General features: G+C 67.6%; 10 protein-coding genes and 1 pseudogene. 6 read left to right on the plus strand and 5 right to left on the minus strand.

Translation table 11 applies throughout. The features are described 5' to 3' along the window. Positions 1-9: 9 nt before the first annotated feature. The 3 genes and pseudogenes from ACTWQN_RS03135 to ACTWQN_RS03145 form a co-directional block, all read right to left on the minus strand. Positions 10-345: pseudogene (locus ACTWQN_RS03135) on the minus strand (phosphotransferase); the annotation flags it as partial. A gap of 190 nt (positions 346-535) precedes the next feature. Then, positions 536-2,659 carry a putative bifunctional diguanylate cyclase/phosphodiesterase gene (locus ACTWQN_RS03140; protein ID WP_443201770.1) on the minus strand — a complete coding sequence of 708 codons (2,124 nt, stop codon included), beginning with the start codon at positions 2,657-2,659 and terminating at the stop codon, positions 536-538. Between the two features lie 93 nt (positions 2,660-2,752). Next, on the minus strand, positions 2,753-3,592 hold the full coding sequence (locus ACTWQN_RS03145; protein ID WP_443201771.1) for an SAM-dependent methyltransferase: 840 nt from the start codon (positions 3,590-3,592) through the stop codon (positions 2,753-2,755). Positions 3,593-3,990: 398 nt separating this feature from the next. Between ACTWQN_RS03145 and ACTWQN_RS03150 the strand changes: the two genes are divergently transcribed. Further along, positions 3,991-5,313, plus strand: coding sequence for a cytochrome P450 (locus ACTWQN_RS03150; RefSeq protein WP_443201772.1), 1,323 nt, complete (start codon positions 3,991-3,993; stop codon positions 5,311-5,313). Positions 5,314-5,329: 16 nt separating this feature from the next. Continuing rightward, a complete protein-coding gene (locus tag ACTWQN_RS03155; protein ID WP_443201773.1) occupies positions 5,330-6,340 on the plus strand; it encodes an alpha/beta fold hydrolase in 1,011 nt (336 codons plus the stop codon). 165 nt (positions 6,341-6,505) lie between these two features. On the opposite strand, the gene ACTWQN_RS03160 is transcribed toward ACTWQN_RS03155, so the two are convergent. Next, complete coding sequence (locus tag ACTWQN_RS03160; protein WP_443201774.1) at positions 6,506-7,255, minus strand: LysR family transcriptional regulator substrate-binding protein; 750 nt, start codon at positions 7,253-7,255, stop codon at positions 6,506-6,508. A 60-nt stretch (positions 7,256-7,315) separates the two neighbouring features. Between ACTWQN_RS03160 and ACTWQN_RS03165 the strand changes: the two genes are divergently transcribed. After that, positions 7,316-7,711: a DUF5997 family protein gene (locus ACTWQN_RS03165; RefSeq protein WP_443202010.1), complete on the plus strand. Its 396-nt coding sequence runs from the start codon at positions 7,316-7,318 to the stop codon at positions 7,709-7,711. Between the two features lie 27 nt (positions 7,712-7,738). Here ACTWQN_RS03165 and ACTWQN_RS03170 read toward each other — a convergent pair whose 3' ends face one another. Further along, positions 7,739-8,578, minus strand: coding sequence for an SDR family NAD(P)-dependent oxidoreductase (locus ACTWQN_RS03170; RefSeq protein ID WP_443201775.1), 840 nt, complete (start codon positions 8,576-8,578; stop codon positions 7,739-7,741). 100 nt (positions 8,579-8,678) lie between these two features. On the opposite strand from ACTWQN_RS03170, the gene ACTWQN_RS03175 reads away from it, so the two are divergent. The 3 genes from ACTWQN_RS03175 (at position 8,679) to ACTWQN_RS03185 (ending at position 11,313) form a co-directional block, all read left to right on the plus strand. Next, a complete protein-coding gene (locus ACTWQN_RS03175) occupies positions 8,679-9,245 on the plus strand; it encodes a CGNR zinc finger domain-containing protein (RefSeq protein WP_443201776.1) in 567 nt (188 codons plus the stop codon). Between the two features lie 364 nt (positions 9,246-9,609). Beyond that, positions 9,610-9,993, plus strand: coding sequence for a hypothetical protein (locus ACTWQN_RS03180; protein WP_443201777.1), 384 nt, complete (start codon positions 9,610-9,612; stop codon positions 9,991-9,993). 399 nt (positions 9,994-10,392) lie between these two features. After that, a complete protein-coding gene (locus ACTWQN_RS03185) occupies positions 10,393-11,313 on the plus strand; it encodes a S1 family peptidase (protein ID WP_443201778.1) in 921 nt (306 codons plus the stop codon). Positions 11,314-11,632: the final 319 nt, after the last annotated feature.

Genomic DNA, 11,632 nt, shown 5'->3' on the forward strand with positions numbered 1-11,632 from the left:
GACGAGTGGTTCACCGCCGTGGACCCGGCGATCCCGGGGCAGGTCCAACAACGGCGTGCCGGGAAGCTTGCGATAGGCCATGCAGCCCAGCTCCGCGACCGTGAACGTCGGTTCGGGGACGGGCAGCGGCGCAACAGCGGCGACGGCGGCGAGCAGGCGGGCCTCCCGATCGAGCCGCTCCGGGTCGGGCTCCTTGCCAAAGCGCACGATCAGCTCGCCGTTGACCTCGTACACCACGTTGTCCAGACCCTCACCGACACACACCACGGAGCCGATCCGGTAATCGGGCAGGCAAGCGGCAACGACCCTGCGGACTTCCGCGACGCCGTGGCGGTGAACGGCCATGCCCCAAACCTATCGACCTCGAATGAACAGGTCGCCGAGTATCCATCCCAATTCCACTGTGGACCCCGCTGGCGGTCGGCGGAGAAGCCGCTTCGCAGAACATGCTCAGGCGCCTGCTTGCCGGAACAGCACTCGACGGGTTCGTGCCGCTGAGCTGACCGACCGAGGACCAGGGCTGCGCTGTTCGGGCTCAGCTCTGGTTGCCGAAGCGGTCGAGGGCCTCACCTGGCGGTAGCGCGGTTCCGAAGAGGTCGCCGGTGGCCCGGTGCGCTCCGGCCTCGTGCCACCAGGCCGCCTGTTCGGCGGTGTTGATACCGTTGACGATGGTGGTCACACCGGCTCGGTGAACCAGGGGCAGCATCGCGCTGATGCACTCCGTGTCCGATCGCGCCTGCCGTTGGACGAGCCGACGGGAAAGCCGCACGGACCGCACCGGCAGGTCCGCCACCGCAGCCATGGCGTCGGGGCCGAGGTCGAAGTCGTCGAGCACCGGGTGGGTGCCCAGATCGGCCAGCACCGCGAGGTTGTCGACCGCCTCGTTCGTCGACAGCGTCCCGAGCGGCACGCCGATCTCCAGTTGGCCCGGTGGCAGACCGGTGTCGTCCAGCAGGCGGATCACCCGCGAGACCAGGTCGGCGTCGCAAGCCTGGTGCTTGGTGAGGCCGATGGTCAGCGGGAGGTCGAAACCCCTGCGGCGCCACCATTCGGTTTGCCCGCACGCGGTGCGCATCAACCACTCCCCGAGCGGCAAGATCAGACCGGTCCGCTCGGCCAGTTGGGCGCACCGCTGGTGTGGCAGCGGATCGAGGTCCGGACGTTCCCAGCTCAGCAGCGCTTCCACACCTGCGACCCGGCCGCCGGCCAGGTCGACCACCGGCTGGTAGACCACCTCGATTTCGCCGTTCTCCCACGCACCTGGCATCCCGACGGCGACCGAGTGGGTGCGCCGGTCGTCGGCGTCCTGGCCCGGGTGGAACAATTCCCACTGCCCGCGACGTCCTGCTTTGGCGCGGCGCAGGGTCACGTCCGCGGCGCGCAGCAGGTTGTCCGGGTTCGAGTCCGCCGGTGGCCGGTGCACCACGCCCACGCTCACCGACGCGGCCAGCCCGTGACCGTCCACGTAGATCGGTTCGGCCAGCTCCGCGTGGATCTTCGCGATGGTGGTGGCGATCTCGGGTGTGGTGGCGGAGTTCTGCACCAAGATGGCGAACTCGTCGCCGTCGAACCGGGCGATCATGTGCTGCTCGTCGGCCATGGCGACCTTCAGCCGCTGCCCGACGTGCACCAGCAGCCGCTCGCCCGCGCGTCTGCCGAGCCCGTTGCAGACCATGCCGAACCCGTCGAGATCGAGGTAGAACAGGGTGATCCCGTGCTCCGCGTCGGCGCGGCGCAACGCGCTCTCCAGCCGGGTGGTGAAGTACTGCCGGTTCGGCAGGCCGGTCAGCACGTCGTGCAGGGCTTGCCGATTCAGCTCGCCCTGCAGCATTTCCAGATCGGTCTCGTCCTCGACCACGATGACGAGTTGTCCGGGTTGGTCGTCGCTGCGCAGCATGGACGCGGTCAACGAAATGCGCGCGAGGTAGCCGTCTTTGCGGAACAGCCGCTGCGATTGCCGGATCCGGTCCTGCTCGCCATCGATCAGCACCCGCACCGCATGCCGCAGGAGGGTGGCGGAGTCCGGGTGCACGAGGTCGAACAGCGTGGTCTCGGCCAGCTCCGCCGGGGGATATCCGAGGATGTCCGCGATCGCGTCGTTGGCTCGCACGAGCCGCCCATCCAGATCGGTGATCAGGATGCCGCTCGTGGAGGACGTGGCTACCTGCTCGAAGCGCGCCTCACTTTCCGCCAGGTGCGACTCGGCGTCACGAAACGCTTTGCGCAGCGACAGCTGCATGGACTCCTGCTGTTCGAGGACGAAGCGCTGGTTCACGACGACGAAACCGCCCGCCAGCGCCCCCAACCCCGCCACGATCCGTTCGGCGAACCGGTCACTGGGCTGGAACTCGGGCAGCGCCAGCAGTCCCTTCCCGAGCACGTTCAGGGTGCAGCGCAACCCCTCGTCCCCCACGTACCCCAGCACGGCCAGCCGTTCGCCCACCTGCTCGGCCGGTTGCGCGGTGAACGGCTCACCGTGCAGCGCATCGCAGAAGGCGTCCAGCTGGTCGCGGAGTTCGCGCCCGAGTTCCTCGTTGGTCAGCGGCACCACGACAGCGCGGCTGAGCAAGTAGGTCCACTTCCGGGCGAGGACCGTCCGCCCGCGGTCGTCGTCGGGGGCCGCGGGCGTGAGATCCGGTCTGCGACTTGGCTTCTGCATTCGCTCGCCTGTATTGATCTTGTGATGTGGGGAGGCAGTCTATCCATCCCATGTCGGTACGGGCTCGACTATCCGTGTGAAAGGACGCTGCGCTCAGTCATCTTCCGCCGCGCTCGCCAGATTCTTCCGCCCGACGCCCGCGTAGACCAGCATGTTCATGTCGGGCAGCTCGGCGATGTCGGCCGGCCCGGTGGGCCGCCACTCCCCGCACCCGACGAGTCCCGGCTCCACCAGCTCGAAACCGGCGAACAGCTCGGAAACCTGGGCGTGCGTGCGCAAGGCGACCTGGTCCGGACTCTTGCTCCGCTGGATGGCGTCGGTCGCCTCGACGAGGTTCTCGCCCTGGTGGTCGTCGGTGACGTGCGAAATCGCCAGGCAGCTCCCGGCGGCCAGCGCGTTTCCGTACCGGGTCATCAGGCCCAGCGGGTCCGACTCGTCCGGGATCCAGTGCAGCATCAGCAGCATCAGCAGGCCGACCGGCTCGTCGAGATCCAGCAGCCGCCGCGCCTGCGGACTGGCGAGGATTCCCTCGGGATCGCGCATGTCGGCGCGCACGATCGCCGCGCGGTCGTTGTCCGCGAGCATCAGCTCGCTGTGCGCGACCGCGACCGGATCGCGGTCGACGTAGACCACGCGGCATTCCGGGGCCGCCGCCTGGGCCACCTGGTGCACGTTGGCCAGGGTCGGGATTCCCGAACCGATGTCGAGGAACTGACGAATTCCCTGATCCACCATGAACCGCACCACGCGGCTGAGGAAAGCGCGGTTCACCCGCGCGGCCATGCGGAGCCCGGGCATGGCTTGCTCGATCTGCGCACCTATTTCGCGGTCGACCGCGAAGTTGTGCGCACCGCCCAGCATGTAGTCGTACGTCCGAGCCATGCTCGGCACGGATATGTCCACGTCCAGCGGGACCCATCGCTGCTGCGCCAAGAAAGCTCCTCCATGCTCCTCGGGGAACACCGCCCGATTTTAGGCGCGGTTCGGTTTGCGTGGCGGTGCGGGTAGCGGAGCCTCGGTGCCTGTTTTTGAAGTGGTCGTGTCGGGCCGTCCACCTCGGGTGAGGTAGCCCATTTCGCGCGAAATCGCCGTCTCCCACGCGGGGCGGGTGGCGATTTCGCGCGAAATCGCCAGGTCTGCCACCCGCACCGCGAAGCAAAACGAGTTCGAAGACAGGCCCTCAGACGCCGTCTCGACTCCGGGATCCCCGACATCATGCATGTCCGGGTCGACGGGCATTCGCATGTGCGCATGCCACCCGATCGGGGACTAGTGGATTCAGCCCAACGGGTTCTACGGTGATCATCCCTTCCCTCTGGAGAGGAAACAGGATGCCCGTCCCGGTGGCGCCCGGTCGATGGCCACTCCTCGGACACACCCCGGCAATGCTGCGGCACCGCTCTGCCTTCACCTCGGCGCTGCGCGAGCACGGCGAGGTGGTCAAGATCTACCTCGGCCCGAAACCGACCTACTTCGTGACCAGTCCGCGGCTGGCGCACCACGTCCTGGCCACCGCCGGGAGCAGCTTTCGCAAAGGCGCCATGTTCGACAAGTTCAAGCCCTACCTCGGCAACGGGCTCGTGCTGTCCGACGGTGCCTTCCACCGGCGCCAGCGCAAGCTGATCCAGCCCGCGTTCCACCGCGAGCGCATCGCGCAGTACGCGCAGACCATGGCGCGGGCGGCGGCGGATCTGGCCGACTCGTGGCGCCCCGGCGAGGTTCGCCTGATCGACGAGGACATGCAGGGCCTCGCGGTCACCATCGTCGGCGAGGCGCTGTTCTCCACCGAGATCGGCAAACGCGCGATCGCCGAGGTGCGCCGGTCCATCTTCGTGGTGATCAAACAGGGGATGATCCGCGCGCTTTCCCCGGGATTCGTCGAGCGGTTGCCCATTCCCGGCAACCGGGCGTTCGACGACGCCATCGAACGCATGCGGGCCATCGTGCTCGATGTCATCGCGAGTTGGCGGGCCGACGGCACCGACCACGGCGACGTGCTGTCGATGCTGTTGATGGCGCAGGACGAGGAAACCGGCGGCGGGATGACCGATCAGCAGACCTACGACGAGATCCTCACCCTGCTCACCGCCGGGATCGAGACCACAGCACTGGCGTTGGCGTGGACCTTCCACGAGATCGCCCGCAACCCCGACGTGGCGGCGCGGGTGCAGACCGAGATCAACGGGGTGCTCGGCGATCGCCCGGTGGACTTCGAGGACATCCCGAAGCTGACCTACACCACGCAGGTGATCAACGAAGTTCTGCGGATGTACCCGATCTGGATCCTGATGCGGCGCGCCACCGAGGAGGTCGAGCTCGGCGACGTGCGGCTCGAACCGGGCTCCGAAGTGATCATCAGCCCGCACGCCCTGCACTTCGACCCGGCTTCCTTCCCGCGGCCGGACCGCTTCAACCCGGATCGCTGGGCACCGGAGGGCGGCGGAAATCCGCCGAGGGGCGCGTTCATCCCGTTCGGTGCGGGCGTACGGCAGTGCGTTGGTAACGTGTTCGCCCAGACCGAGATCGTCATCGCGGTAGTCACCGTCCTCGCGCGGTGGCGGCTGGTTCCGGTGTCCGAGCGGCCGGTTCGCGTGAAGTTCACCTCCGCCGCCTACCCGAGCAGCCTGCCGATGACCGCGATTCCCCGGAACTAGCTGGAGGTTCTTCTCCTTGCGTCGACTAGCTTTTCGCCGGATCTGCGCCGCCGTGCTGCTCACCGCGGCTGCCGTCGTGCCCACCACCAGTTCGGCCGCAGCGTCCCCGGCGACCTGCCAGGACGTGCACGTGCCCGTGGTGGTGGCCGGACTGCCGCAGACCATGTACGGCAAGCTCTGCGTGCCGCCGGGAGCGAAGACGGTCCAGGTGCTCGTCCCCGGCGGGGCGTACCGCAGCGACTACTGGGACATCGCCTACACGCCGGAGATCCGCTCCTTCCGCCTCGCGATGAACCGGGCCGGGTACGCGACCTTCGCAGTGGACCGGCTCGGCACCGGGCAGAGCTCGAAACCGCCGAGTGTCACCGTGACCGCGACCGCCCAAGCCGAAGCGCTGCACCAGGTCGTGCGGACGCTGCGCCCGCAGTTCGACAAGGTGATCCTCGGCGGCCACTCCATCGGATCGGCCATGGCCATGATCGAAGCGGGGACGTACCACGACGTCGACGGCGTGCTGGTCACCGGGATGACCCACCGGATGAACCTGATCACGGTCGCGCCCGTGCTCGCGAACATGATCCCGGCGCCGCTGGATCCCGAACTCGGCGACCGGGGCCTCGACGCCGGCTACCTGACGACCAAGCCGGGCACCCGGTACGCGGCGTTCCACACGCCGGGCCCGTACGACCCGGCGGTCGTCGCCGCCGATGAATCCACAAAGGACGTCTTCGCGGCCACCGAAGCGGTGGACACGCTGCTGCTGGTCAACGTGGTTATCCCGGCGACCCGCCAGATCGACGTGCCGGTCATGATCGCGGTCGGCAACGACCAGCACTTCTGCAACGCCCCGCTGGGCAGCGACTGCTCGACGGCGGATGCCTTGCACCGATCCGAGGCCCCGTTCTTCTCAGCAGCCGCCCGACTGCACACCTACGTCCTCAACGGCTACGGGCACTCGATCAACTTCGCCCCCAACGCACCGGAATACCACTCGGCAGTCGTCGACTGGATGCGCACCATCGCCTGACGCCGAAACACACCCGAGGTCGGTTCTGGCGAGATCGGTTCTGGCGAGATCGGTCCCGGCCGACCCGGTACCTCGACGCCCGAAAGGGACAGCGCGCTACCCCAGATCACCTGACCCGCTACCGCCCGAACCGGGCAAGAGGTCCAGCGCTGCGTTGACCTGGCCCTACGAACGGCGGCGCGGTCTCCCGGGTTTGCCGCCTTTACGAGCGCGGGAACCCGATTGTCGGTTCCCGCCGGTCGACTTGCGGACCGCGGCCGTCTTCCCATCGCCATCGGGACGTTCGCGCTTCGCCGGTGCAGGTGGGCGCCCGCGCGTGCTGTTGACGGTCCGCCCGCGGACGATCCCGATGAACTGCTCCATCAAGTCGGTGGTCTCGTCCTCCAGCCACGACAGCGCGACGCGCGACTGCCGGACGTCCGTGACCGGCCGATAGGTGAGATCCCTGCGGTGGTGCAGTCGGGCGAGCGACTGCGGGACGACGAGCAGCCCCACTCCGGCCGCCACCAGTTCCATCGCGGCAGCAGTCGTGGCCGGGCGCTCGATCGCCGACCGACCGGGCGGCTGTTCCCAGGCAAGGGTGTCGTCGAGGGGGTGCAGCACGACGAGGTCGGCCAAGTCTTCGACGGACACATCTTCGGCCGTGGCGAGCAGATGGTCCTTCGGGACCACGACCACAGTCGTCTCGGTGTACAGCGGAATCGCATGCAGGCCCGTCGACTCGGTCGGCAACCGGAGGAGAACCGCGTCGGCCTCGCGGTCCCGCACCACGTCGGCGGCCTCAGCGGCGGGCACCTGGACGAGGCGCAGCGGAACCTCGGGCACCCGCTCGTTCCATTTCCGCACCCACTTGTCGGGCGTCACACCCGGGACGTACGCGAGTGTGAACGACGGATGCTCGCCCGAACCTGCCACGCGGTCAGATTACCGGGCGTGACCGCAGGTCAAGCACGCACGGTCGATACCCTTGACGGCATGACGTCGCACAAGACCCCGCAGACGATGAAGCCCGCGACCGCGGCCAAGAAGCTGAACGTGTACCTCGAAGCCACCCCCGCGGAGTTCCAGCAGGATGTCGTCTCCCGCGACGAGTTGAACGCCCTCCAGACCAACCCGCCCGAATGGCTGCGGGAACTGCGCCGCAACGGCCCCCACCCGCGACAGGTCGTCGCGGCGAAGCTGGGCATCTCCATCGGAGGTCTCACACGCGGCGGAATCACCGACCCCCTCACCACTGAGCAGATCAACGCTTTGAAGGCGGACAGCCCCGAGTGGCTTCAACAAGAGCGCGCCACCCACGCCGAATTCCGGAAAGAAGTAGCGCGCGTCAACGAGAAGAACGCGGAACAACTCCGGCGGCCACGTACTTGACAGCCGCATCAGTTCACTTGTTTTTCGCTATTTGCCATCCGCGGTCTGGCCGAGCTTTGACCAGTTCTGCAGGTCGGCAAGGCGGGCCTGGAGCGCGGCGCGCATGTCGCTCTCGGCCTGAGCGCCCAGCGCGTACCGGCGCGGCGGCTGCTCGCAGTCGACAACCCGCATGATGGCCTGCGCCGCATCGGCGGGCTGCATGAACGCCTCGGCGGGCAACTTGCCCAGCGCCTCCTGGACGGCGCGGACCGTGCCGTCGTACTCGTCGATTTGCTCAGCGAAGTCGAGGTTGGCCAGGAAAGCGGTCGCGGTAGGACCGGGTTGCACGAGCGTCACCTTGACGCCGAAGGGCTCCACCTCGCCGACGAGGGCGTCGGTGAGACCTTCGACCGCGTATTTGGTGGCGGCCAGCAGGCCCACCCCCGGGTGCGCGGTCTGCCCGTAGAGCGAAGAGCCCTGCAGGATGTGGCCGAACCCCTGTCGACGTAGGACGGGCAGGGTTGCCCGCAGGACGTTGAGCACTCCGAAGACGTTGGTGTCGAAGATGGCCCGGGCCTGGGCGTCGGTGGCCTCTTCCACCGCGCCGAACAGGCCGTAGCCCGCGTTGTTCGCCACGACATCGATGGAACCGAAGCGGCGGACGGCTTGATCCACAGCCTGTCGTACGGACTGCTCGTCGCGCACGTCGGCGGCCAGCGACAACAGCGCGTCGCCGAAGCGTTCGCTCAGATCCGACAGCGCATCGACACGGCGTGCGATCGCGGCGACACGGTCGCCGCGAGCCAACGCCGCCGCAGTGAGCTCGCGGCCGATACCTGACGTGGCACCGGTGATGAACCAGGTTTGGGTAGTCCCTTTCTTCGTCATGTTGCCATCATAACGTCTACACCGACAACATCACAAGTAAGTGACGGGACAAGTTGTCGTCTAGATAGTTTTGCCGCTTAATTACGTGTATGGTGGAGGGGTGACCGCACGTAGCCCGCTCGAACCGTCGAGCACCGTCCAACTGGTGCTCGACTTCGTCAACACCCACCCCGACGGCACAGGACGGACCGAGCTGTTCAGCGATGGCGAAGCCCTCAGCTCCTGGCTCGGCACGGTCGGCCTGACCCCCAACGACACCCTCGTGACCGACGCCGACGCGGCCGCCGCCCGCGAGCTGCGCGACGCGTTGGTGACGATCCTGCTCGCGCACTCCGACGACGACCCGGCCATGGCACCGGCGGTACAAGCCGCGCAGCAGTACCTGCACGAGATCGCAGACCGCTATCCGCTCGTACCGATCATCACCGCCGATCAGATCCGCCTCATCTCCGCGCAGACCGGCGTACCGCGCGCGCTCGGCACCGTCCTGGCCGCGGTCACCGAATTCGCCCGCAGCGGCGATTGGGCCCGCATCAAGGCATGCCGGAACCCGCCATGCCACTTCGCGTTCTTCGACCGCTCCCGCAACGGCTCGGCCGGTTTCTGCTCGCCGGGCTGCCGATCCCAGGCGTCGATGCGCGCCTACCGGGCGCGCCACAAGACCTGACCGAGCGCGAGTTCCGCAAGCGCCAACGGGAACAAAGAAGTCCTGCATCGGCAGGTCCGAAGTGGACAGAGAGATGCGACGGACGGAAAGGTCGCTGAGACCTGACTTGTCACCAGTGGCGATCGGCGAGCCGACTGATGGCGACCAGGTCTGCGATGGGCCAGCCGCCGACAAGGCCGGGGGGCGATCATCGTCTCGCTGTTCGGCTAGCGGTGCCGCTCCCCCGCTATGCGCTCCCGAGCAACCAGATCGTTCTGGCCGCTGTTCGCCTGCCTGGTGCTGGACCGCCGCGCGCAGCCCCGAGTGACGGAGCACACCTGACCGCACTCCCTTCGGGCGCCATGAAGTAAGGTTTGCGGTGTCGATGGCCAGCGCGCCGGGGCAGGTGTTCACCCTGATCTCGCCGGAGGACTTCGCGGTCAAGCAGATCGAGCAGCTCCGCCTTCGGCTGACGCCCGCGCTGGTCGGCACCGAGCAGGCCAGCGGCAGCCCCACGGGCGTGCTGGGACCCGAACAGCTGGACCGGCTCAACACGGACCTGGTGGTGATCGCGTTCGCCTCCCCGCAGGCCCGGCAGGCCTTCGAGGGCAATCCCCTGGTGCGGAACATGCCCGTGCTGGGCAGCGGCGCCTACCTGGTCGCGGACGTGCAGCTGATCACCCAGCTGCGGTACCCGTCGGTGCTCGGCATCCCGTGGGCGCTGGACAGGCTGCGTCCCGGCCTGGCAGCAGCGGCCACCGCACCCTGAGGCCTGTCCTCGAACTCGTCGCGCGTGCCGCTGCCAGTGGCGAAGTTGGCGATATCGCGCGAAATCGCCAACCAGAACGTCCATAGAGGACGGACATGACCAGGGCTGCCGCCCGGACGCCACCGAACAACGCGGCAAGGTCATCCACCGCTGTCGTGGACGCAAGCCCCACCACGCGTTGATCAGCCCTGCGAAAGCTCTTCACAGCGCAATGGGTGCCGCTGTTCAGCGGGCAGCCGATTGCACTGTCGATACTCGCCCGATCACCCCTAGTGATTACTCCATTTGGCGGAACGCTGCATTCGTCCTGATGGGGATTATCCCTGGATAAAGCACAGCTCCCAGCTTCTGGCACCACCCCTCCCCCGACACAGAGCTGGGCGCGGAAGGAGAGAGAACATGCCCCGAGGTTCTCTGCGCCGAGGCATCCTCGCGTTCGCCGCGACGATGCTGGCCAGCCTGGCGCTCGCCGCGCCAACCGCCGGTGCCGCGGCTACGCCGTTCATCATCGGAGGTACCGACGCGACGCAGACCTACAGCTTCATGGCGTCAATGCAATCCAGCGACGGCGAACACCACTGCGGCGCCTCGCTGATCGACAAGCAGTGGCTGGTCACCGCCGCGCACTGCGTGGACGGGAAAAAGCCCAGCGACATCCAGTACCGGATCGGGTCAACCGACCGCACCAGCGGCGGTGAACTCGTCAAACCGGACAAGTTCATCGCCCACCCCAAGTCGAAGCAGAAGCAGGCAGGCGAAGACGTCTCCACCGGCTACGACATCGCCATGGTCCACCTGTCGGAGCCGGTGCAAGCCGAGCCGATCAAGATCGCTGCCACGTCACCGAAGCCGGATACCGCGCTGGAGCTGCTCGGTTGGGGCCAGACGTGCGGGACGAAAGATTGCGGCGACCCGCCCCAGACCTTGCAGGAGTTGGACACCAAGGCGGTCGACCCGGCGAACTGCACCAGCTCGGAGGTCGCCTTCGATTCGGCGCGCGAGCTGTGCATCGACAACCAGGACGGCAAGGTGAACGCCTGCTACGGCGACTCCGGCGGCCCGGCAGTGGTGCGAGAGGACAGCGGTTTCGCGCTGGTCGGCGCGACCAGCCGCGGCCTGGCCGAGAAGTGCTCGGACAAGCCCGGCATCTACAGCAACCTCGTGGCGCACACCGACTGGATCAACGAGACCATGAGCTCCGGCGGCTCATCCGAACCCGACGGGTCGTCCGACGGGTCATCCGGCAGTCTCCCCGATCGGCCCTCTGCGACCAAGCCCGGCATGCCGCCGTTCCCGCCGGGGAGGTCGCCCAACCGGTGATCCCATCGCCTGCGGCGGACGCCCTCAACGGGTAGCGGGGGTCGTGAAACCCATCTTGGATGGTTTCACGACCCCCGCACTCATGCCCGCATCCACCGGGAAGGTACTCGCGGTAGTCCCGCCGGTCCGTCACGTGAGTTGCCGACGACGCACCGGGTGGCGGTACGGCCTTGACACCCGCAGCGATCAGCGGGGCGGCGCCAACGGAGGCGCCGCTCCCAACCTGGTCCTAAAAGGACACTCACCTGCGAAAGCACGGAAACCGCATTGTCTCTTGAACGTTTCAACAGGTCGCAATGCTCGGCTTGATCGGTAGCAG

Origin of the sequence: Saccharopolyspora antiqui, from assembly GCF_052246905.1 — a bacterium.
GTDB lineage: Bacteria > Actinomycetota > Actinomycetes > Mycobacteriales > Pseudonocardiaceae > Saccharopolyspora.